This is a genomic window from Thalassospira lucentensis MCCC 1A00383 = DSM 14000 (assembly GCF_000421265.1).
GTDB classification, from domain to species: Bacteria; Pseudomonadota; Alphaproteobacteria; order Rhodospirillales; family Thalassospiraceae; genus Thalassospira; species Thalassospira lucentensis.
In genome coordinates this window covers 24,257-46,204 of sequence record NZ_ATWN01000004.1, presented here as the reverse complement: position 1 = coordinate 46,204, position 21,948 = coordinate 24,257, and the positions used below count along the sequence as shown (strand labels likewise).

Genomic DNA, 21,948 nt, shown 5'->3' with positions numbered 1-21,948 from the left:
ATGGCCATTTCATCCTTAACCAACGTTGGTCTTTCAACGAATGATACCAACGCCGCATCAAACAGCTCTGCCAATCAACTTTCGGCAAACTTTGATACGTTCCTGACCCTGCTAACCACGCAGCTTAAGAATCAGGACCCGACATCGCCAATGGAAAGTGACAAGTTCACTGACCAGTTGAGCCAGTTCGCCCAGGTTGAGCAAGGTATTCAGAGCAACAAGAACCTCGAAAACCTGTTGGCCATGCAAAGTCAGCAACGACAGCTTTCCGCGCTGTCCTATGTCGGTGCCGAAATTGAAGCCGTTGGGGATACCAACTGGCTTAAGGAGGGCGGCGAGCTTAATTACAAATACAACATCTCGCCCGAGGTTCCGCGCCTGCAGCTGCAAGTTCAGGATCAGTCCGGAGCGACTGTCTACTCCGAAGAACTCACCGATGTTTCCGGCCTTCAGAGCTTCCACTGGGATGGCAAGAACAACAACGGTGTTGCGCAGGATGAAGGTGCCTACACGCTGGTTCTCAAACCGATGGCAGCAAACGGTGACACGTTTAAAACCGAAAAAGGCAAACCGGCAGCTACGGCGATTGGCATCATTGGCTCTGTCGACAGTGTCGACATTAATGATGACGACATTTATCTGCGTATCGGCGATGTCGCTGTACCGTTCTCGACCCTTACCAACGTTAAGCTGGGCGCGAACAGTACGGATACCGGAACGGATCCGGGAACGGATGATGGTTCCGATACCGATGAACAAGACGAAGCAGCCTAAGGCCGCATTCAACTGGATTTGATGAACACCTTATAGGTGTAGGAGAAGAAAAATGAGTCTTTTTGGTGCAATGATTTCTGGTGTTTCCGGCCTGAATGCGCAGTCTCAGAACTTGGGCGTCATCTCAGACAACATCTCGAACCTCAATACGGTCGGCTATAAAGGCACGGTTGGGCGTTTTTCAACGCTGGTAACAGAACCCGCAAGCAATACGCGCTATACGCCGGGCGGGGTTCGCTTCCATCCGACGGCATTGATCAGTAAACAGGGTTTGCTTCAGGCAACCTCCTCAACCACGGCTGCGGCAATTTCCGGCGATGGTTTCTTCATTGTCCGTGACAATGCCTCACCGGGTACTAATGACGAGCTGTTCTTTACCCGTGCGGGTGATTTCAAGCCCGATGATGATGGTTATCTGCGCAATACCGCTGGCTACTATGTTCAGGGCTGGGCGACAGATCGCGAAGGTCAGCTGCTTGATACAAGCGGCAACCTCACCACATCGAACAGTTCGGCGGTAACCGACCTTCAGGTTCTTGATATCAACTCGATCCTGACCGCGGCCGCATCTACAACATCACTTGAGTTTGGCGCAAACCTGAACTCAGATGAAGTTGCCGTTGCTGGCGCAAGCAATGTCTCAACGACCGCTGGTATTGATGGCACAGCAGCCCTTGCCGGACAGGCTGGTATCGCCGCAGGTGACAGTTTCGATATCACCTATAACGGCACCACAACCACGGTTACGATCAACGCCGGCGAGACGCTTGCCGACATCGCCAGCGAGATTTCCGCAATTACCGGCGTCACCGCGACGGCAACAACGACAGGCACGAATGATACTTTGACCATTACCAGCTCGGTTGCAGATCGCGACGTGGTCATCACCAACAATAACAACACCCCCTTAACCGCACTTGGTTTCACGGGGCCGTTTCCCAACACATTGGCCGCCACCTACACCGCAGGTGACTTAGCGTCTGGAACAATTGCCGAAGACAACACCATGCCAGTCACGATTTATGACTCGCTGGGTTCCGCCCATACCGTCAACCTGCAAGTTGTCAAACTGGGTCAGAACCGTTGGGGCTTTGAGCTGACCGGCAACACCACAGCCGGTCAACTTGATGCCACAGACCATCCAAATGGATTGATCCAGGCCGGGACCATCACCTTTGACGGTTCAGGGAACTTGCAATCCTTTGATGGTGTCGCAGCCACCATTGGTGCTGTCACGGTCGGTACGACCGGTGATTTGACCGATGCCGATATCTCCGCAGAATGGACCAATGGTTCTGATGCCAGTGCCATCAATCTCGATTTTGGCACCATCGGCCTTGGCAACGGCATCACACAATTTGCTGCTGGCGCAGATGCCAACGGCAACAACGTTGACTATACCACGCACTTCATCAATCAGAACGGTGCACAAGCTGGCACCATGGTAAACTATGCCCTGACCGAAGAAGGCTTCCTGCAGATCGAATTTGCCAACGGCGTCAAACGCCCGGTCTATAAACTGGCAATTGCGACCTTTGAGGCCGCCGATGAGATGGAAAACCATACCGGTAACGTCTATCGCCAAACCCGTGAGTCGGGTGACTACCTGCTGCGCGAACCGGGCCTGAATGGTGCAGGCAACGTTGTCGCCTCCGCACTTGAAGGGTCAAACGTCGATCTGGCTGAAGAATTCACCAATATGATCGTGACCCAACGTGCTTACTCGGCAAACACCAAAACGATCACCACAACCGACGAAATGCTTGATGAGCTGATCAGCATCAAACGATAATTGATGCTCTGCGCCGCGCGATCATGCGTCTTGCAGGGCGCAAAATGCACAGAGACTCGCCCGGCAAAACTGCCGGGCTTCTTTTTTGGCAAAGAATCACTACATAAAGGGCAGTCGAACCCGGTCAGAAAACAACCAAACGATTCAAATCACTGACGAATTTGAATCACCCAACCCGGCAAAAATTGCCGGTTGTTAACCTGTTCTTCAGCATGGAGAACTATTCGTTGTTGATACTGGTCCCTTTCTGTGTGAAGCGATCAGTACCGGGGACAGTATAAATCTAGGTGCGGGGCAGTCGAAAGTGAGCGGCTTGTTACAAACGCTAAAGACTTTGGGACCAACACGTCTGATGGCCATGAGCGGCGTCGGGGTGTTGCTGCTTGTCTTCTTTGCTTTCCTGATCCTGCGTGTTTCAGCACCCAACATGGAACTGCTGTACCGCGACCTTGATCCAGCTGATGCCAGCCAAATCGTCAACCGGCTCGAAGATCAGCAAGTCAGCTATCAGCTGCTCAATAACGGCACAGAAATTCTTGTGCCGTCCGATCAGGTTAACCGCATGCGTCTGACCATGGCCGAAAGCGGGCTGCCCGCAGGCGGTTCCGTCGGCTATGAAGTTTTCGATAATGCTGACGGCTTTGGCGCGACAAGCTTTGAACAAAACATCAATCATGTCCGCGCACTTGAAGGCGAACTGGCCCGTACTATTGCCTCAATCCAGTCGATCCAGCATGCCCGTGTTCATCTTGTTCTGCCCAAACGTCAGATGTTTTCGCGCGAAACCCAGCAAGCCAGCGCCTCTATTGCAGTGAAAATGTCGGGTGGAGAACTGAAACCCGAACAGGTCGTTGCCATTCAACATCTGGTCGCCGCTGCGGTTCCCCAACTTGATCCCGGCAAAGTGTCGATCATTGATGAACGTGGTCGTCTTCTCGCACGTGGTGATGGCGAACAACAGTCTTCAACGTTCCTGACACAGTCAGCCGATGAGATGCGCATTCGCAATGAAAGCCGCCTGCGCAACACCATCGAAGACCTTTTGTCGCGATCCTTGGGGTATGGCGAAGTCCGTGCCGAAGTATCGGTCGAAATGGATTTCAACAAGATCACCACGGCCAATGAACGCTTCAATCCCGATGAACGGGTTGTACGGTCCAGCCAAACCATTGACGAAAATTCCACCAATTCAGAGACCGAGGGGGCCGATCCGGTAACCTTGCAAAATAATCTGCCCGATCCCAACCTTAATGGCGGTGCGGGTTCAGGTACGCAAAGTCAGGAAACCCGGTCTGAAGAAACGGTGAATTACGAGATTTCCAAAACCACCACGACGCAGGTTAAGGAAATCGGCGAGATTTCACGGGTAACTGTCGCGGTTTTGGTTGATGGCACCTATACCACTGATGAAAATGGCGAACGCCTCTATCAGGAACGCACCCCCGAGGATCTGGAAAAAATAGCCGCACTCGTGCGAAGTGCCATCGGCTATGACCCCCAGCGTAGCGATCAGGTCGAAGTCATCAACATGCAGTTTGTTGATACTGCCGATCTGTTCCCGGATGAAGACATCGAAACCTTCCTCGGTCTCGACAAGGCTGAAATCTTCCGCATCGCGGAAATGCTGGTACTGGCCATTGTCGCGATCCTCGTCATCCTGCTGGTGGTACGCCCGCTGCTCACACGTGCGTTTGAAACCCTGCCAAGTGCTGCTGATATGGCACAGCGCCAGTTGCTTTCTGATGACATGACAGCAGACGGCACACCAGCACTCGAAGGCCCGGCACCCGTACCAATGGCACCGGGCATGGATGACGGCGAAGAACTGATCAATCTTTCCATGGTCGAAGGTCGCGTAAAAGCATCCTCGGTCAAGAAAATTGGCGAGATTGTCGAAAAACATCCTGAGGAAGCTCTCGCGATTATTCGCAACTGGCTGTATCAGGAAAGCTAATGATCCAGCCAGCTGTACGTCTCACGGGCAGCCAGTGGCTGCCCCCTTATGTTGCTCAAGGCGGTTTAGCGGTTCGATATGACGGCCATTGAAAAGTTCACATTTGCTCTAAGTTTTGATGATGCAGACAATGTCATTCGCTCATCGGGCGGCGATGACGAGCATTACGAAATGGGCAAAAAGAAGAAAAAGAAAAAAGAGGAGGAGGCACCACCTCCCCCACCGGCGATCTATACCGAAGAACAATCTGCACAAATGATCGCCGAAGCCGAAAATGCCGCTCGTGAGCAAGCATTGGCAGAAGGCCACGCACAGGGCCTGGAACAGGGTCGCCAGGAAATCCTGTCGTCACTTGAAAAAGCGTCGGCAGATTGTCAGGCCGTCATTGGCGAAAAACTTGCCCAGATCGACGAACAGCAAAAACGCGCCAACGCAGGGATCAACGAAGATGCCATCCATGTTGCCATGGGCGTAATGCGCAAACTGGCCCCGGCGTGGTCAAAACAATATGAACTGACTGAAATCGAAGACATCGTCCGTCAATGTCTGGCCAATCTGTTTGAAGCACCCAAAGTCATGATCAAGGTCCATCCCGATCTTGAACAGACAATTTCAGACAGCGCCCAGCAGATCGCGCTATCACGTGGTTTTTCCGGTAATGTTGTGGTTGTCGGAGAGCCGGATGTAGCACCCGGTGACTGTATGGTGTCATGGGGTGATGGCACAGCTGTCCGCGATAGCAGCCGTGTATGGGCGGAAATCAACAACATCATTGATACCGCACTCGGCCTTCACAGCGAGGAACACGACCTTGCCGAAAGTGATATGGGCGATCCCGACATTCAGGAAACCCGCCTGCCCGATGAGGCACCGGCTACCGACCCTGAGCATCAACAAGCATCTCAGGTTCCCGAAGAGGAAGAAGACAACGAGCCGAATCCGGTACCAAACGCCTCGGACCAAGTATCCTCGTCTGCGGATGATGCGCCTGTGACAACGGATTTATCGGCAGATGACGCAGGCGAGGTCCCCTTGGATGTTACCCATGAGGTTCCGCAAAATGTTACCTCGGACACATCCCAGGACGGCGCACCTTCCGACCCATCAGAACATCAAGTAAAAGAAGGCGATGGCACCAGTCTGCGGAATGTGCAAACATCGCCAGATGATGCAATGCCCAAACTTGATAATGCGCCAAAAACACCGGTCGATCCTGTCGCAGAAACCACATCGGCAGAGCACATAGAACAAAACCATGATCAGGCAGCGGTAACTGCGCCGACCCAACAAGATGCCGCCGACTTGGCGCAAAACACGAACGAGGATGCAACGCCACCGACCAATCAGGGCGACGGTGCCGCCCATCAGACGCATAGCGCTGAGACCGGCGGGCCAACCAAACCGCAATCTGCCAACCCGACCCCGGGCGCGTCTGCTGAACAGGACGGAAATCCTGAAAATGGACAGGCGCCACATTCGCCCCAAGCAGATGATCGGGCTGCTGTAAAGCAATCGACCAAAGACGCAGGAGACGAAAATGGCTGAAGACGACGATATTGAACTCTCGGATCTCGAAGACAGCGACAACGATTTTGAAGGCGAAGGCACGGAACTTCTGGCAGCTGCAGATATCGGCAGCGAACAGATGAAGACGTCCAAAGATCTGGAAGCCGTCTATGATATTCCCGTTCAGGTTTCAGCGGTTCTTGGAAAAGCAACCATGCAGGTAAGCCAACTGCTGAAACTTGGTCGTGGTGCTGTCGTAGAGCTTGACCGTAAAGTTGGTGAAGCTATTGATATATATGTCAACAACCGTTTGGTCGCTCGTGGCGAAGTGGTGGTTGTGGAAGATCGTCTTGGTGTCACCATGACGGAAATCATCAAGTCTGAAAAAAGCTAACGCAAGAAGGGATACGGGACTATGGCGGAAGGGGGGACGAAGACGTCATTTGACATTGCGACAGTCGGGGGACTGGTCGTTGGCTTTGCACTTGTGATTGCCGCAATTGTATTCGGTGGTTCACCTGGCGCCTTTATTGATATCCCGTCTGTTCTGATTGTTATTGGCGGTACTGCGTCGATTACGGCCGTCAGTTTTGCGCTTGGTGAGTTCCTTGGTTCCGGCAAGATCCTGATGCGTACGATTTTCCATAAATCGCGCAATCCGGGAGACGCCGCGTTACAGATTTTGCAATTGGCTGAAATCGCCCGTAAAGGTGGGGTTCTGTCCCTGCAAGGACACCTCGACAGCCTGCAAAGCGAAGAATACCTGTGGAAGGGCCTTTCGCTTGTTGTCGATGGGACCCCGTCCGAAGAAGTCGAAGCGATCATGCGCAAAGACATGAACGCCACCATCGGTCGTCACCAAAAAGGTGCCAATATTCTGCGTAAGGCTGGTGACGTTGCCCCGGCAATGGGCCTGATCGGGACGCTGATCGGTCTGGTGCAGATGCTTGGTAACCTTGATGATCCGTCTTCCATCGGCCCGTCGATGGCCGTTGCACTTTTGACAACCTTTTATGGTGCAGTTTTGGCCAACATGGTCTTCATGCCGCTGGCGGGTAAACTTGAACGTAACTCGAACGACGAAGAACTTCTAAATTCAGTTTACATGGTGGGGGCCGTATCCATCGGTCGTCAGGAAAACCCCCGTCGTCTGGAAATGCTGATCAACTCGATCCTGCCGCCATCGAAACGCGTGAGCTATTTTGATTGATCAACACCTTGGAACTTTCGGCCCCGAACTTCTCTTTGTCAAAGCGGCTTTCGCGGCCAATTGAAAATGATCGGAAAGAGATGAGACTATGCAGGTACTGATCGTTGGTGGACTGGGCGGACAGATCGGCGCAGCCAGCAAGATCGCTATGGCGCGCGGCGCTTCGGTACAATTGGCCGAAAGCGTAACAACTGCGCTTAATATCCTGCGGGCAGGCAACCGTATCGACGTTGTAATGGCCGACATCACCCTTGATGTCGCAGCCCTTATTGATGCGATTTCTCAGGAACGCATCAATGTGCCGGTTGTTGCCTGTGGTGTCGGAAATGACGTCAATGGTGCCGTAAACGCCATTAAGGCCGGTGCTCAGGAATTCATCCCCCTTCCCCCCGAAGCCGACCTGATTGCCGCCATTTTCGAAGCCGTTACCGAAGAAAGCCATGCGCTGATCCATCGCGATCCCAAGATGGCCGAAACCCTGCGTCTGGCAACACAGGTTGCCAAAAGTTCGGCATCCATCCTGATCACGGGTGAAAGTGGTACCGGTAAGGAAATCATCTCACGCTTTGTCCACCGCAAATCAAACCGCGCGGACAAACCGTTTGTCGCGGTAAACTGTGCAGCCATCCCCGATAATCTTCTGGAATCCGAACTGTTCGGCCATGAAAAAGGCGCCTTTACCGGCGCGCAGGCGCGGCGGATCGGTAAATTCGAAGAAGCCAACAACGGAACCCTTTTGCTTGATGAAATCAGCGAAATGGACGTCCGCCTGCAGGCAAAATTGCTGCGTGCCATTCAGGAAAAGGAAATTGATCGGCTTGGCGGCAAAAGCCCGGTTAAAATCGATGTGCGTATTCTGGCAACCTCGAACCGTAATCTTGAGGCCGAAGTCAACGCAGGCAATTTCCGGGAAGACCTTTATTTCCGTTTGAATGTCGTTAACCTCGATATTCCGTCTTTGCGCGAACGCCCTGACGATATTCCGGTTCTGGCCGAATTCTTTGTCAAAAAGTATTCAGAAGCCAACGACATGCCGCTGCGCCCAATCAGCCAGTTGGCGATCCAGCGGTTACTGTCGCATCACTGGCGCGGCAACGTGCGTGAACTTGAAAATACTCTGCATCGCGCTGTTCTGGTTGCTGGCCCGGATGAAATCGGTCCCGAAGCGATCTTACTGACGGGCAGCACTGCAAGCGCACCAGCTGCTTCCCCTGCGCCGGCGGCAACTGAACCAGCGTCGCCTGCCCCTTCTACCGCCTCGCCGTCAAGCCGGGCGAGTTCGGCCTATGCCAATGCCAACGCGGCCTATGGGGCGGCCTCATCGGCCTATAAGCCAAGCGCACCATCAGTACCCGCGCCACATTCGGTTGAGTCTGATGACACGTCCTCTGCCGATGCCAATACAGACAACGTCGATGCCCAAAACACAGCAGAAAACGGATCGGGCACATCCTCCCTCGTTGGGCGGACTGTGGCTGCGGTTGAACGTGATCTGATCATTGATACGCTGAAACACTGTTTTGGTAACCGGACGCATGCGGCAAACATTCTTGGCATTTCCATTCGGACATTGCGTAACAAGTTGCGGCAATATACCGACGACGGACTTGCTGTGCCCGCCCCAGGTGATGGTCACGACTGACCATGAAATCATGATCATCACTCCCCATATGCAGGGGTAAAAGAACCGTCACCAAACACGCGTAACCAACAGGATAACCAGCAAACACAATGGCCGAAGGTCAAGACATCACACCGACTGGATCAGGCGGGTCTGACGGCTCCGGCGGTGGCGGGCTGAATATGGCTGGTATTCAGGCACGTGTTTCCTCGGCGTTGAAGCGCGGCGATATCGCAATGGCGCTTGGTTTCATCATGATCCTTGTGGTCATGATGTTCCCGATGCCGCCTTGGTTGCTTGATTTCATGCTCGCTCTGTCGATCAGCTTTTCCGTGCTGATTTTGATGACGTCGCTGTTCATTCAAAAACCGCTTGAATTCAACTCATTCCCGATGATCCTTCTGGTGGCAACCTCGTTGCGACTGGCATTGAACATCGCGACCACGCGTCTAATTCTCGGGCACGGCCACGAAGGCACCCATGCCGCCGGTGCGGTGATCGAGGCGTTCGGCAGTTTCCTGATCTCCGGCAACTTCGTGATCGGGATTATTGTCTTTGCCATTCTGGTCATCATCAACTTTGTCGTGATCACCAAGGGTTCGGGCCGTATCGCCGAGGTCGCCGCCCGCTTTACCCTTGATGCCATGCCCGGCAAGCAGATGGCCATTGATGCGGATCTTTCATCCGGCCTGATCAACGAAGAACAGGCCAAGGCGCGGCGTAAAGAACTCGAAGATGAAAGTTCATTCTTCGGGTCTATGGATGGTGCATCCAAGTTCGTCCGTGGTGATGCCGTTGCCGGTATCCTGATTACCTTCATCAACGTGGTTGGCGGCATCATTATCGGCACCGCTCAGATGGGCTTGTCCCTTGCCGAAGCCACCGAAACATACACGATCCTGACGGTTGGTGATGGTCTGGTATCGCAGATCCCCGCCCTTATTGTATCGACCGCGGCCGGCCTTCTGGTCACCAAAGGCGGTCTTGACGGGGCAACGGAAAAGGCCGTTTTCGGCCAGATGAGCAACTATCCTGCGGCTCTTGGCGTTGCCGCGGCCCTGATGGGTGGCATGTCGCTTCTGCCCGGGATTCCGATGGTCTGGTTCCTCGGCCTTGCCGTTGGCTTGGGCTATCTTGCCTATCGCATGGGTAAGAAACAAAAAGACAGTGCAGATCAGGTCGTCGCACAGGAATCCAAAGCCGCAGCAGACGCCGCCGCACCACCGCCCGAAGAACCCATCGCCAACTCCCTTCGCATGGACTATGTCCGCCTTGAGCTCGGGTATGGCTTGCTATCTCTGATCAGTACCGAACGCGGTCAGAAACTCACCGATCAGATCAAGGCACTTCGCCGTCAGCTTGCCGGTGACATGGGCTTTGTCATGCCGTCGGTCCGAATTCAGGACAACATGCAACTGCCCGCCAATACCTATGTGCTGCGGGTCAAGGAAATCGAAGCCGGCCGGGGTGATTTGCGCCCAAACATGTTGCTGGTGATGGACCCGCGCGGCGAGGAAATCACGCTTTCGGGCGAAAAGACTATGGAGCCAACCTTTAACCTGCCTGCCATGTGGATTGAACAGGGCATGAAGGAAGAAGCCATGTTCCGCGGTTATACAGTGGTTGATCCGCAAACAGTGATCACGACGCATATCACCGAAGTCATCAAAGATCACATGCCAGAACTTCTGTCCTATGCGGAAACCCAGAAACTAATGGATGAACTTGATGACGATCAGAAGAAACTGGTCGAAGACATCGTACCGGGTCAGGTATCGGTCGGCGGTGTTCAGCGCGTTCTGCAAAACCTTTTGACCGAACGCGTGTCCATTCGTGATCTGCCGACGATTCTTGAAGGTGTGGCCGAGGCAACCGCCTTTACCCGCAATCCGACCTTTATGACCGAACATGTGCGTTCACGGCTTGCACGTCAGTTATCGGATGTGAACACTAATATGGATGGTGTCATCCCGCTGGTGACCATGTCCCCGCAATGGGAACAGATTTTTGCCGAAAGTCTGGTGGGATCGGGTGAGGAAAAGCAACTTTCGATCCCACCAAGCCAGCTTCAGGAATTCATCAACAAGGTGCGCACCACGTTTGAACGGTTGGGCATGATGGGGGAATCACCTGTCCTTCTGACCAGTCCGGGCATTCGCCCTTATGTACGTTCAATTGTTGAGCGTTTCCGCCCGACCACGGTGGTCATGTCGCAGAACGAGATTCACCCCAAGGCGCAACTTAAAACCCTGGGGCAAATCTGATGGTCCGCACCGAATCCATACGCCCGATGCCGGGCACAACCAGTAAGGAGGGTATAAATGCGTCTTAAGACCTTTACTGCCCCCACCATGACAGAAGCCATGGCGCTGGTTAAGGAACACATGGGATCTGATGCAATCATTGTATCAACGCAGGATATCCCGGGAAGTGGCGTGCGCCTGACGGCTGCCCTTGACCATGATCCTGATTTCGATATCCATGATGATGGAACACATGCCCCTGCCCTGCAGGAACAACTTGATTCCGCAGAAGAAGCTTTGACCCGGCATAATTTTCCCGAACGGCTGCGCATTCGTTTATGTGATCTGATGGCGCGCGAAACTGCTGCGGCCTCTGCCCAGCAATTGCTGGCCGGGGCACTTGATGAAATTTTCGATTTTTCGCCACTTCCGGAAAAAAACACCCCCCGTGCTTTGGCCTTTGTTGGCCCGCCGGGGTCGGGGAAAACGTTGGCTGTTGCCAAAACCGCCGCCCGTGCTGTGATGAAAAAACGTAAAGTTGCGGTGATTACAACTGATTACAAACGTGCCGGTGGCATGGCGCAGCTTTCTGCATTCACCCGCATTCTAAGCATTGATCTGGTTCAGGCCAAATCAGCCGACGAACTCAAAGCCCGGTTTGGTGAAATTCGCGAAGCCGATATGATCCTGATTGATACAGCCAGCTGTAATCCGTATCTCGAAAGTGAAATTGGCACGCTTTGTGAATTCCTTTCGACAATACCAAACGAGACAATACTGGTTAATCCTGCGGGAATTGATGCAGATGAGTCTGCTGATATCGCCAATGCCTTTGCCGATGGCGGCGCGACGCGTTTGATGATATCACGCCTCGATGTCGCCGCCCGCCTTGGCGGAGCGTTATACGGGGCGGATTCAGGAAATCTTTCCCTTTGTAATGTAAGTATGACGGCACAGGTTGCGGATGGTCTGACAGCACTTAGTCCCCTTGCCTTAGCCAAACTTCTCATACCGTCCCATCGCGCCAAAACCGCGAAACCGAGCTTCTCCGAGGTCATGAAATGACGACCAAGTCCGATGCCACACCAAAATCTGCCCCGCGCACCAGAGGCCGCAATGTTCTTGCCGTCGCATCTGGCAAAGGCGGCGTGGGCAAGACCTGGTTTTCCATTACCCTGACCCATGCCATGGTTCTCGAAGGGCACAAGGCATTGCTGTTTGATGGTGATCTTGGCCTTGCCAATATTGACATCCAGCTTGGCCTGATGCCCAAACATGATCTGGGCGGGGTTATCGCCGGGCGCATCAGCCTTAAGGACGCCATCACCAAGTTCCCGGATGGCGGCTTTGACATCATTGCCGGGCGCAGCGGTTCGGGCAGTCTTGCCAATCTTCCGGCCACCCGACTTCAGGCTCTGTCTGATGACCTTATCCAGACAGGGAAATCCTATGACAAGGTTCTGATCGACCTTGGTGCCGGGGTGGATCACGGCGTGCGTCAGATGACCGGCCTTGCCAATACCGTCATTGTCATCACCAATGGTGACCCGACGTCTTTGACGGACGCCTATGCCTTTATCAAGATCACCCATATGGCCCGGCCAAAAACCGATATCCGGGTTGTGGTCAATATGGCCAAGGACAAAAAAGAAGGTCAGGCGATCTATAATAAGCTGCTGAAAGCCTGTGAGGGATTTTTGAAAATTTCCCCGCCTTTGCTGGGTGTTATTCGCTCAGATACGCGTGTATCGGAATGCATTCGCAATCAGACACCGCTTTTGATGCGTCATCCAAATTGCGATGCAGCCCACGATATAGAGGCCATCGCGCAGACCTTGCTCGAGGAATAATTTGTCATGACCCTGCCGCCGCAAGCCATATCGCCAGGCCCTTCTGTCGGTGGACAGGCTTCGGCTGGCACCAGCGGCCAAGGCGGCCAGGCGGGCACACCGGCACAGGTCACAGCAACCGTCACCAACGACACGCCACAAAAAGTCGCGGCGGCCATTGCAAAATTACCAGTGGAAACCCTGCTTCAGGCAAGGGTCCAATCGCAATCGGGAAACCAGTTGACCCTTGCGACTGCACTGGGTCAGGTCACGGTTAAGGTGCCAACTCAACTTCCATCCAATCTGGGTGATTTAATTTGGGCACGCGTTCCCACCGCAAACCAGACAACAGCGCAAATGCCAGGCGGCAGAACAACAACCCCTGCCGATGGCATGCGTCTGCAATTGCTTCCCCAAACTTTGACACCCGGTGCAACCGCCACCGGAAGTGCCATAACAGCCGGTAACATCACCGGCAGTACCCTTACCCCCGGCCAGACGTTTTCGGCGGTGACCACATCGGTCCTTACCATGCCCAACGGAACCCAGCTTCCTGTCGGCAGTCAGACACAGGTGATTTTTCTTGGGCAGGGAACTGTCACCGCACAACAGGCCGCACAGGTCCTAAACCCTGCCGCCGGCGGTGCCGCCACCGCTGCAATGACGACTGCACCAAACCAGACGGTTTTGCTTCAGGCTGGCGGACAATCAGCCCCCGCCCTGCTTTTGACCGGCACGGTTTTACCATCCGACAGTGCCGAAGCCCGCATGTTGCCAAACGGTTTTACCGCCTTGCGCACATCAGCAGGTATTGTCGGCATCAAACTGCCGATGCCTGCCCCAACGGGTGCGACACTGTCCTTTAGTGTCGATGCGTCGGGCAGTGGCCGCGTTGCCACATCCATGCCCATGACCGAGGCCGATTTGATGATGCGGGGTCAAACTGCTGCCCTGTCCCGCGACTGGGGCAGTCTGCAACAGGCCCTCAGCGCATTACAGCAACATGATCCGGGTGCGGCGTCATCCTTGATGAACAACCTGCCACAAGCCGGCCCGAAACTAACCGCGACCATGATGTTCTTCTTTGCCGCGATGACCGGACCGGGTGGCAATTTGCGCGGCTGGCTGGGCGATCGTGCAGCAAACAGCCTTGCTGCACTTGGCGATACAGATGGTGCTGACGGATTTAAAAGGCTTGAAGGTGATTTTGGTCATCTGCGCGGCATGGCCGCAGAAGAACGCCCCGATGGCTGGCGTGTTATGGCAATGCCGTTCAACATGGGCGACAAAATTGAACAGCTGCAGCTCGGCTGGCGCCATGGGGATCGGGAAAACGAAAAAGGCGAAAAGGAAGAGCCCGGTACGCGCTTTCTGCTTGATCTATCCTTTAGCGAGGTCGGCCACACCCAGCTTGATGGCCTAGTCAAAGGCGAAGACAGCACATTTGACCTGATCATCCGCACCGAAAATCCGCTTAAACCCCATAACCGCGACGACATCCGCGGCATCTTCCGCGATGCATTACAAATCTCTGGCTACAAGGGCCATATGGTGTTTCAGGATGGTTCACGCTTTGTTGAAATTGGCCCGATTGCAGACGATGATAGCCCAAATTCTCATCAGGGGATTGAGGCGTGATAACCTTAACGCTTTTGCCAACCCTCTGAAATGAAGCCTTTTACGGATGCGTGCTGGCGCGTATTATTTTTGCCTGAAAGGGCACAACCACGGTAATGGTAATTAAGACATGCTTGAAATCTTCCAGCGCCGAAACCTTATCCTGACCGAACCCAATCCCGGTCCGCAGATTGACTATGTCGTGACGCTGCAAAGCAATTTGACCGGTGCAGACAATGTCTTTCCCGCGCGCATGACGCTGCGGTATGTGCCGGACCGGTTGATCCTTAGAACCAATACGCTGGCCGAATATTACGCCGAGATTGCCAATATTCCGTTTGAGAATTTTGAAAGCTCGGCCGTTCTGTTGATGGATGATTTCAACAACGAACTGGTGCCGCGCTGGATCAGCCTGCGTCTGGACAAACAAACCGCCGATAACGATCAGATTTTCCATCATGAAACCGCACTAGAAGATCGCCAGCCCAAATGGGGCAACCCGCGTCTTCTGGATCGGTTGGAACGCTATTAAACCTGATCACGGGGCTAATCATTTCGGCCTAGCGAAATGGATTACCATGCACCCATTGGGTCAGGGAATAGCGCAGGCCCGCCGTGGTCGGGGCGACCCGATGTAAAACAAAACTCGGAAAGAAAATCGCGGTTCCGCGTGTCATCGGCGCATCAAAAACATGGCCCGCCGGATTAAGCTGCAACGAACCGCCTTCATACTCATCGGGATCTGACAACTGGATCACCAAAGTCATTTTGCGCCGTCGTGCCACATCGGATGCGCCAACATCGCTGTGCCAGTCATAATGACCGCGTTGATCACCGGAATAGCAGGCGATTTGGGCATCTTCGGCAAAATCGGTCAGCATGAAGTCAAACACGTTGCGGTTCACATCTGCGACCAAATCAATGATCCGACGCGAAACAACCGGTTCCTGTTCTTCGTTAAACCATGTGATTTTTGACCGACGGATATGCGTGGCTGTTTGCCCCTGAACAAGGCCGCCGTCGTCCATTTCATGGGCAAACCCGGTAATCAGACGATCACAGGTGGCACTGTCCAATGCATCGGGAACAATTGCATACATTTCTTCGGGAAACATGCACGACATTCTCCATGCCGCGTGGGCCATTTTATGGCAAAGACCCAAGAAAATTCTTTGCGGTAGGATGCTATAGGGCCAAACGGCCAGATTGACCAGAACATTTGCCACATGGCAAAGGCACGTTAATCAAGTGCAATCACCCTGCCGTTTGCCGCCTGCCCATCTTCAGGGTCATGGGTCACCATCAGGGTCGGTAAGCCATTCTGGCGTGCAAGATCAAACACAAACGATCTGATTTGATCGCGCAATCCACGATCAAGTTTTGAAAATGGCTCATCAAGCAACAAAACACCGGGTTCAGACAGCAACACCCGCATCAAGGCAACACGCGCGCGCTGCCCCCCTGATAAGGTCGCCGGATCACGGTCAGAAAATCCGGCCAATCCCGCACTTTCAAGTGCCGCGGCAACCCGTGCACGCCGTTCTGTTTTTCCCCTGATGGAGGATGGCAGCGCAAACGCCAGATTGCCACCAACCGATAAATGCGGAAACAGCAAATCATCCTGAAACAAAATGCCGACATGCCGATCCTGCGGCGCCAGGCCATCCAGCACAGTATCGTTCAGGCGAACGACGCCCCGCACATCAAAAACCGGGGGCAATGTTCCGCAAATATGCCCCAGAAGGCTGGATTTCCCCGACCCGCTTGGCCCCATAAGGGTGACGATCTCGCCCGGTGCGATCACAAGATCAACATCCACCAGCAACCGATCCCCCAACCGGATCGATAGATCACGCAGCTCAAGACCGCTTTTCATCTGCGTATTGCTCATGCCGCCTTCATATCCTGTTGTTTCCCCCCATGCCACGGCGCCGTGCAAATAGAATTGCGGGGATCAGCAATGCCAAGGCAAAACCGGCAAAGGGCAACATCATCTGCAACAACCCGTAAATACCAATCATCCGGCGATCACCGCCTGTTGCCAGTGCGACCGCCTCGGTCGTCACGGTTGCGAACCGTCCCGCACCGATCAGAAGTGTTGGCAAATATTGCCCCACGGTCACCGCAAGCCCGACCGCCATCGCCGTAAGGACAGCACGGGTCAATAGCGGCAACCGGACCTGCCAGAACACCCGGTTTGGTGACGCGCCAAGGCACAGCGCACTTTGCCCATAGCGCGGATCAAGTGCGCGAAACGGGTCAGACAGCGACAAAAACACATACGGCAGAACAAAAACAAGATGTGCCAGCACCACTGAAAACAATGTGCGGTCCAACCCGACAAGGGTAAAAAACACCTGAAGGCCAAACATGAAACTGATCTGGGGTACCAAAAGCGGCAAGTATATCAGCCACATGACACGCTTGCGCGGTCGAAAACCGGTGCGCACTTCATTTTCCAGACATCCCAAAACCAGTGCAATGGCAACAAGAACGCTGGGCACACCGATCATTAATGTCACGGCAAGACTATCGCCAAGCGCGTCAAACTCACGCGCCCAAAGTCGCAGGCTGAAGTTGCGCGGCAAGACATCCGGAAAAGCCCAGAACCCGGCAATGCTCCAGACCAAAAGAACCACCAGCCCAAGGATCACAGCACCAGCAGCAACAATCGCCAATATGGCCGCCCCATGCCGCAGCCACCCGTCATGGGGCAACCGCCTGCCATCAACAGCCCAGTTACGCCCCAGCGCACCAACGATCTTTTCCCCGCCAATCCAGACACCCATGGCGACCAAAACGATTCCCAACTGCAAAACCGCGCCGCTTGATGCCATGAAACGATACGACAAATCCGGGTCAGACAGCCAACCAAGGATACGCACGGCCAGTGGGGCGGGGGTTGTCGGGGCTAAAATGATCGCAACATCAACCACAGACGTCGAATAAGCCAGAACCGCCAGAACCGGCAGGCGAATTTGTGGATAAATGCGTGGTAAGGTGACCTTGAACCATCCGGTGATACGACCATAACCAAGGCTGGCAGTAACCTGTGCGGTGCGATCTGTATCGGCCTGTGGCAAGGCTGCCAAAGTCATCAAGAATAAAAACGGGATTTCCTTGATCACCAAACCGACAATCATCGCCAGACCAAGCGGATCATGGATAATCGCCAGATCAGGCGGGCGGTCCCACCCGGCGACCTGCGCAACCAATCGGGCAATCCATCCCGATGGCGCGATCAGAAACGCCAACCCAAAGGCCGCCGTTGCGTGCGGGACGGATAAGATCGGCGACAGTAACCGCTGGAGCATCCGAAACACACGTGTGCCTTGCCATGCGGCACAAAACAGCATGACAATCACAACCGATATCAAGGTCGCGGCAAGGCCATTGATCAGTGACAACCGAATGGAGTGATCCAAACCCGGCTGGGCCAGCAATGTCCGCCACGGCTCAAGACTGGCCCCATCGCCCCCCAAGGCCGGCAGAGTGCCAAAGGATGGTAAAATGGTCCCGATCAGCCCGGCGGAAACCGGACCGACCATAAAGAAAAGGGTGATGATCGGCACAAACCGCAGCATGTGCGATTACTGCACCACGCCATAGCGTTTCTGCCATTCGGTTTCGACCAAGCTCATCCAGCTCGGATGTGGTTCGGGTAGAACCGTACCGCGTTCAGCCGGTGACAAGGATGCGATCCCAAGATCAAGATTGGCAAAGGCGTTTTGCATGTCGGCGGGCAGCTTATCCATCGCAAGGACGGTATCCGCCCCCCAATATTGCGGGTCCTGTTTGCGCAATTGTGCCTCGGGCGACATCAGGAAATCTGCCAGAACCACCGCACCAGCCTTGGCCGACGCGTTATAGGGAATGGCGACAAAGTTGGTATTGCCCAACGTGCCGCTGTCAAAGACATAGGACCGGACAGTATCGGGAAGTTCAAACGCCTCAATCGCCGAAGATACCTCTCCTGAGCTAAATGAAAACGCGATATCGACTTCGTTATCGGCCAGAAGGGTGCGCATAGCCGCCCCGTTTTGCGGATATGCCTGCCCATTGCGCCACAACAGCGGCTGTAAATCTTCAAGGTATCCCCAAAGTGGGGCCAGAACCTTTTGCGCGTCCACTTCGTCGGCGGGCTGCTGCAACACTTTCGGGTCGTCAACAACCTCGGTCAAAACCTGTTTGAGGAAGGTTGAGCCCATATAGTTTGGCGGTTGTGGGTAGGTAAACCGTCCGGGATGTTTTGCCAGCCATTCAAGTAATGCCTGTGCTGATTTAGGCACGCTATCAAGCTTTGCCGTATCGTAATAAAAACTGACCTGTGCCATCCCCCATGGGGCTTCAAGCCCATTGGTCGGGACGGTAAAATCATTAATCACGGTTGGCTTGCCCGCTACATCGACATAGTCAAAGTTTGGCGTTTCCTCGACCCATGGACCAAACAGCAAATCATTGCGCTTCATCGCGGCAAAGTTTTCACCATTAATCCAGATCAGATCAACCGCACCACCATCATCAACACCTGCGGTCTTTTCCGACAAGACCTTGGTCACCGCATCGGCAGTATCGGTCAATTTAACCTGAACAACCTCAACGCCATAGCGTTCAAGAACCTGACCACCAGCCCATGCGATATAATCATTGATGCGTGGTTCTCCGCCCCACGCGTGCCAATAAACGGTTTGCCCCCGCGCTTGTTCAAGAACCGATTGCCAATTTCCAACATCAGGTGCCGGGTCAGCAACAGCAGACATTGGCGTCGACGCTGCGGCAATACTAGCTGCCACGGCAAAACCTGAAACGAAACTGCGCATCTTTGACCGCATCCTAAATGATCCCTTTGTCTGATAACCGACCGAACCGCAACACCCGCGACAGGCACGCCCGTTAGGTTAGCCGATTGTTTTTGTTATGGTCATTTTTTCAACACTCGAACGCCAAAAGCAATTCACGCTTGCGTTAGATGCTGTGCCCTCACATTTTATCTGCAATCGACCATGTGCCAATAATGCCTGTTTGGGAAAAAAATCATGTTTGAATGGATCAGTGATCCTCATATGTGGATGGGTCTTGCGACCCTGACTGCGCTTGAAATTGTTCTGGGGATCGACAATATCGTTTTCCTGTCGGTCATTGTTTCCAAACTCCCGCAAAAACAGCAGGCTTCTGCGCGGCGGATCGGTCTTATTGGTGCCATGGGTATGCGGCTTGCACTTCTGGCCTGCATTGCGTGGGTCATGGAACTCACCACGCCGTTGTTTTCCGCGTTTGGCAAAGACATCAGCGGGCGTGATTTGATCCTGATTATCGGCGGATTGTTCCTGATTGCCAAGGCGTCCAAGGAAATCCATCACAGCATTGACGAACCAGAAGAACACGGTCCGGGGAAAATAGTGTCGGGCTTTGCCATGACCATCGCACAGATCATGTTGCTCGATATCATTTTTTCACTCGACAGCGTGATCACAGCCGTTGGGCTTGTCGATCACATCTCAATCATGATGATTGCCGTGGTTTTGTCTGTTCTGGTGATGCTGGTCGCAGCTAAGACCATTGGAGAATTTGTCGAAAAGCATCCTTCGGTCAAAATGCTTGCGTTGTCTTTTCTCATTCTGGTTGGTTTCGTGCTGTTGCTTGACGGGCTCGCAATCCACATCCCGAAAGGCTACATCTACTTCGCAATGGCATTTAGCCTATCGGTCGAGACATTGAACCTTCTGAACAGGAAGCGAAAACTCAAACGTCGCGCGCAAGAGAGTACATAATGCAAAAAGTTGCTCCCCCTCAGTGTTTACAGAATGCCTTTGACGAACATGGTCTTGGCGATATCGATGTGTTCTCTTTTCCCGATGGCACTCATTCCGCCGCAGATGCTGCCGCCGCAATCGGATGTGACATCAGCGAGATCGGAAAATCACTGGTCTTCATCACCGAGCCAGGGCGACCGGTGCTGATCATCATGAACGGTGCCGATCAGGTCGATGAACACCGCGCAGCAGGCTTGATCGGTCTTCCAATGCGCAAGGCAACTGCACAGGAAGTCCGCGAACTGACTGGATATGCCATCGGCGGCGTGCCGCCATTTGGCCATGCCAAACCCGTTGAAACGCTGCTTGATCAAAAGCTTTTGACAAAAAAGACCATCTGGCTGGCCGCAGGCACGCCCAAAACCGTGTTTGCCCTCGCACCAGATGAATTGCGACGCGTAACCGGGATCGAAACCGGGGTTGATATCTCAGCTTAAAAGACCATCCCCCAAAGCAGAAAATATCTACTTGAGCGTGTACTCATTTTATCGTCTTCTTGTTTAGTGTTGCCAGATATCAACGGCAGCAGCCAAACTCAAACTTGGATATGAGGAAGACGATAAGATGAACTCTGCCATCAAGAAACTTGCCGCCGTCATTGGCTTGGCAATGTTAAGTGCCTGCGCGTCCCCTGCTGAATTTCAAAATATGACCGTCACAGAAGGCGTTGATACTGCGCAAGCAGAGACATCTGCATATCACGGGAACATTACCGTATCGCGCGTTAACGGCGGTGAAGAAACCAACCCGATGTGGACCTCGGAAATTAGCAGTCAGGCTTTTGAAAAGGCCTTGATTGCTTCTCTTGAGAACACCGGTCTTCTATCAAAGCTCGAAGGCGATGCACCCTATGAACTGCGCGTAACCTTACTGGAAGTCGATCAGCCGATCTTTGGTCTTGATTTGACCGTGAAGACGCTCATTCGGTATGAAGTTATCGACAAACAAAGTGGCAAAACCATTTTTGATCAGAATATCCCAGCTGATCACACCGCAACCTTTGGTGATTCACCCTTTGCAATTCAGCGGTTACGCCTTGCCAATGAAGGTGCTGCGAAAAACAATATAGCTGCTTTCATTGACATGCTGATTGACGAGGATGCCGAACTTTCCGGAGAAAAGGTCGCGTCTACATAAGTCCGTCATCACGGGTGGCCGAACGCATGCCGATTTCGTCGAGTTCTTCCTGTTCTTTGCGATCTTCTTCCGCGCGTTCGGCTTCTACCCGATTGCGTTCTGCAATCTCGACCGTTTTCATGTCCTTAAAGGCATCTGCCACTTCCTCGCGAAAGGCGTCAATCTTGCGTTCCTGTTCGGCAATGTGCCCGTCCAATGCTTCGCGTTCGGCAATGACCGCATTGGCAAAACTGGCATAAGCAAACCCGACCAGTTCGGGATTCTCGGATGCTATTTTCTGTTCGGCAATCAGCGCCTGTGCGAGGGCTTCTTTTTCCGAAATCAGGTTTTCAAGCACCCCCATCATCTCGCCCAGCTCACGGCGCTTGTCATCAAGCGACCATTTACGCATGCGCAATAGGGTTTTGAAATCCTTGGCCATGGCGCGTTACCTATGTCTGGTAAAACATGCG

20 protein-coding genes are annotated in these 21,948 nt (G+C 53.6%); 15 read left to right on the top strand and 5 right to left on the bottom strand.

Translation table 11 applies throughout. The features are described from left to right. The 12 genes from K355_RS0109310 (at window position 1) to K355_RS0109255 (ending at window position 15,078) form a co-directional block, all read left to right on the top strand. Window positions 1-774 (top strand): flagellar hook assembly protein FlgD, encoded by a 774-nt coding sequence (locus K355_RS0109310; RefSeq protein WP_022731860.1) that lies wholly within the window; start codon window positions 1-3, stop codon window positions 772-774. A gap of 52 nt (window positions 775-826) precedes the next feature. Then, on the top strand, window positions 827-2,566 hold the full coding sequence (locus K355_RS0109305) for a flagellar hook protein FlgE (RefSeq protein ID WP_022731859.1): 1,740 nt from the start codon (window positions 827-829) through the stop codon (window positions 2,564-2,566). A gap of 352 nt (window positions 2,567-2,918) precedes the next feature. Continuing rightward, a complete protein-coding gene (gene fliF / locus K355_RS0109300; RefSeq protein ID WP_245562931.1) occupies window positions 2,919-4,520 on the top strand; it encodes a flagellar basal-body MS-ring/collar protein FliF in 1,602 nt (533 codons plus the stop codon). Window positions 4,521-4,598: 78 nt separating this feature from the next. Then, window positions 4,599-6,065: a FliH/SctL family protein gene (locus K355_RS0109295; protein ID WP_022731857.1), complete on the top strand. Its 1,467-nt coding sequence runs from the start codon at window positions 4,599-4,601 to the stop codon at window positions 6,063-6,065. Next, the gene (gene fliN, locus K355_RS0109290; protein ID WP_022731856.1) at window positions 6,058-6,420 is read left to right on the top strand and encodes a flagellar motor switch protein FliN; all 363 of its coding nucleotides are present in this window, start codon (window positions 6,058-6,060) and stop codon (window positions 6,418-6,420) included. The genes K355_RS0109295 and fliN overlap by 8 nt, the downstream gene beginning before the upstream one ends. Before the next feature lie 21 nt (window positions 6,421-6,441). After that, a complete protein-coding gene (locus K355_RS0109285) occupies window positions 6,442-7,236 on the top strand; it encodes a motility protein A (protein ID WP_022731855.1) in 795 nt (264 codons plus the stop codon). A gap of 88 nt (window positions 7,237-7,324) precedes the next feature. Next, window positions 7,325-8,878: a sigma-54-dependent transcriptional regulator gene (locus K355_RS0109280; RefSeq protein ID WP_022731854.1), complete on the top strand. Its 1,554-nt coding sequence runs from the start codon at window positions 7,325-7,327 to the stop codon at window positions 8,876-8,878. A gap of 89 nt (window positions 8,879-8,967) precedes the next feature. After that, window positions 8,968-11,121 carry a flagellar biosynthesis protein FlhA gene (gene flhA, locus K355_RS0109275; protein ID WP_022731853.1) on the top strand — a complete coding sequence of 718 codons (2,154 nt, stop codon included), beginning with the start codon at window positions 8,968-8,970 and terminating at the stop codon, window positions 11,119-11,121. Window positions 11,122-11,178: 57 nt separating this feature from the next. After that, window positions 11,179-12,165, top strand: a complete 987-nt coding sequence (locus K355_RS0109270; protein ID WP_022731852.1) for a flagellar biosynthesis protein FlhF — start codon at window positions 11,179-11,181, stop codon at window positions 12,163-12,165. Beyond that, window positions 12,162-12,950, top strand: a complete 789-nt coding sequence (locus K355_RS0109265; protein WP_022731851.1) for a MinD/ParA family protein — start codon at window positions 12,162-12,164, stop codon at window positions 12,948-12,950. The genes K355_RS0109270 and K355_RS0109265 overlap by 4 nt, the downstream gene beginning before the upstream one ends. A 6-nt stretch (window positions 12,951-12,956) precedes the next feature. Further along, window positions 12,957-14,567: a hypothetical protein gene (locus K355_RS0109260; RefSeq protein WP_022731850.1), complete on the top strand. Its 1,611-nt coding sequence runs from the start codon at window positions 12,957-12,959 to the stop codon at window positions 14,565-14,567. Between the two features lie 109 nt (window positions 14,568-14,676). Further along, the gene (locus K355_RS0109255; protein ID WP_022731849.1) at window positions 14,677-15,078 is read left to right on the top strand and encodes a hypothetical protein; all 402 of its coding nucleotides are present in this window, start codon (window positions 14,677-14,679) and stop codon (window positions 15,076-15,078) included. 28 nt (window positions 15,079-15,106) lie between these two features. On the opposite strand, the gene K355_RS0109250 is transcribed toward K355_RS0109255, so the two are convergent. From K355_RS0109250 to K355_RS0109235, 4 genes are all read right to left on the bottom strand, one after another. Then, window positions 15,107-15,661: a prolyl hydroxylase family protein gene (locus tag K355_RS0109250; protein ID WP_022731848.1), complete on the bottom strand. Its 555-nt coding sequence runs from the start codon at window positions 15,659-15,661 to the stop codon at window positions 15,107-15,109. 125 nt (window positions 15,662-15,786) lie between these two features. Further along, window positions 15,787-16,437: an ATP-binding cassette domain-containing protein gene (locus tag K355_RS0109245; protein ID WP_022731847.1), complete on the bottom strand. Its 651-nt coding sequence runs from the start codon at window positions 16,435-16,437 to the stop codon at window positions 15,787-15,789. A 7-nt stretch (window positions 16,438-16,444) separates the two neighbouring features. Beyond that, a complete protein-coding gene (locus K355_RS0109240) occupies window positions 16,445-18,130 on the bottom strand; it encodes an ABC transporter permease (RefSeq protein WP_022731846.1) in 1,686 nt (561 codons plus the stop codon). A gap of 6 nt (window positions 18,131-18,136) precedes the next feature. Next, a complete protein-coding gene (locus K355_RS0109235) occupies window positions 18,137-19,366 on the bottom strand; it encodes an ABC transporter substrate-binding protein (RefSeq protein ID WP_028791471.1) in 1,230 nt (409 codons plus the stop codon). Between the two features lie 216 nt (window positions 19,367-19,582). Here K355_RS0109235 and K355_RS0109230 point away from each other — a divergent pair, with 216 nt between their 5' ends. The 3 genes from K355_RS0109230 (at window position 19,583) to K355_RS23625 (ending at window position 21,496) form a co-directional block, all read left to right on the top strand. Next, window positions 19,583-20,317 (top strand): TerC family protein, encoded by a 735-nt coding sequence (locus K355_RS0109230; protein ID WP_022731844.1) that lies wholly within the window; start codon window positions 19,583-19,585, stop codon window positions 20,315-20,317. Continuing rightward, complete coding sequence (locus tag K355_RS0109225; RefSeq protein WP_022731843.1) at window positions 20,317-20,796, top strand: YbaK/EbsC family protein; 480 nt, start codon at window positions 20,317-20,319, stop codon at window positions 20,794-20,796. Before K355_RS0109230 ends, K355_RS0109225 begins: the two co-directional genes overlap by 1 nt. 127 nt (window positions 20,797-20,923) lie before the next feature. Further along, a complete protein-coding gene (locus K355_RS23625) occupies window positions 20,924-21,496 on the top strand; it encodes a hypothetical protein (RefSeq protein ID WP_022731842.1) in 573 nt (190 codons plus the stop codon). On the opposite strand, the gene K355_RS0109215 is transcribed toward K355_RS23625, so the two are convergent. Then, the gene (locus tag K355_RS0109215; RefSeq protein ID WP_022731841.1) at window positions 21,489-21,917 is read right to left on the bottom strand and encodes a flagellar export protein FliJ; all 429 of its coding nucleotides are present in this window, start codon (window positions 21,915-21,917) and stop codon (window positions 21,489-21,491) included. The two genes, K355_RS23625 and K355_RS0109215, sit on opposite strands and share 8 nt — an antisense overlap. Window positions 21,918-21,948: the final 31 nt, after the last annotated feature.

Bases quoted from the DNA above. Each gene is read 5' to 3' on its own strand.
- K355_RS0109270 (WP_022731852.1), top strand. From the start codon at position 11,179: ATGCGTCTTAAGACCTTTACTGCCCCCACCATGACAGAAGCCATGGCG.
- K355_RS0109235 (WP_028791471.1), bottom strand. From the start codon at position 19,366: ATGCGCAGTTTCGTTTCAGGTTTTGCCGTGGCAGCTAGTATTGCCGCA.
- flhA (WP_022731853.1), top strand. From the start codon at position 8,968: ATGGCCGAAGGTCAAGACATCACACCGACTGGATCAGGCGGGTCTGAC.
- K355_RS0109245 (WP_022731847.1), bottom strand. From the start codon at position 16,437: ATGAGCAATACGCAGATGAAAAGCGGTCTTGAGCTGCGTGATCTATCG.
- K355_RS0109310 (WP_022731860.1), top strand. From the start codon at position 1: ATGGCCATTTCATCCTTAACCAACGTTGGTCTTTCAACGAATGATACC.
- K355_RS0109225 (WP_022731843.1), top strand. From the start codon at position 20,317: ATGCAAAAAGTTGCTCCCCCTCAGTGTTTACAGAATGCCTTTGACGAA.
- K355_RS0109240 (WP_022731846.1), bottom strand. From the start codon at position 18,130: ATGCTGCGGTTTGTGCCGATCATCACCCTTTTCTTTATGGTCGGTCCG.
- fliF (WP_245562931.1), top strand. From the start codon at position 2,919: ATGGCCATGAGCGGCGTCGGGGTGTTGCTGCTTGTCTTCTTTGCTTTC.
- K355_RS0109260 (WP_022731850.1), top strand. From the start codon at position 12,957: ATGACCCTGCCGCCGCAAGCCATATCGCCAGGCCCTTCTGTCGGTGGA.
- K355_RS0109250 (WP_022731848.1), bottom strand. From the start codon at position 15,661: ATGTTTCCCGAAGAAATGTATGCAATTGTTCCCGATGCATTGGACAGT.
- K355_RS23625 (WP_022731842.1), top strand. From the start codon at position 20,924: ATGAACTCTGCCATCAAGAAACTTGCCGCCGTCATTGGCTTGGCAATG.
- K355_RS0109295 (WP_022731857.1), top strand. From the start codon at position 4,599: ATGACGGCCATTGAAAAGTTCACATTTGCTCTAAGTTTTGATGATGCA.
- K355_RS0109265 (WP_022731851.1), top strand. From the start codon at position 12,162: ATGACGACCAAGTCCGATGCCACACCAAAATCTGCCCCGCGCACCAGA.
- K355_RS0109305 (WP_022731859.1), top strand. From the start codon at position 827: ATGAGTCTTTTTGGTGCAATGATTTCTGGTGTTTCCGGCCTGAATGCG.
- K355_RS0109285 (WP_022731855.1), top strand. From the start codon at position 6,442: ATGGCGGAAGGGGGGACGAAGACGTCATTTGACATTGCGACAGTCGGG.
- K355_RS0109215 (WP_022731841.1), bottom strand. From the start codon at position 21,917: ATGGCCAAGGATTTCAAAACCCTATTGCGCATGCGTAAATGGTCGCTT.
- K355_RS0109280 (WP_022731854.1), top strand. From the start codon at position 7,325: ATGCAGGTACTGATCGTTGGTGGACTGGGCGGACAGATCGGCGCAGCC.
- K355_RS0109230 (WP_022731844.1), top strand. From the start codon at position 19,583: ATGTTTGAATGGATCAGTGATCCTCATATGTGGATGGGTCTTGCGACC.
- K355_RS0109255 (WP_022731849.1), top strand. From the start codon at position 14,677: ATGCTTGAAATCTTCCAGCGCCGAAACCTTATCCTGACCGAACCCAAT.
- fliN (WP_022731856.1), top strand. From the start codon at position 6,058: ATGGCTGAAGACGACGATATTGAACTCTCGGATCTCGAAGACAGCGAC.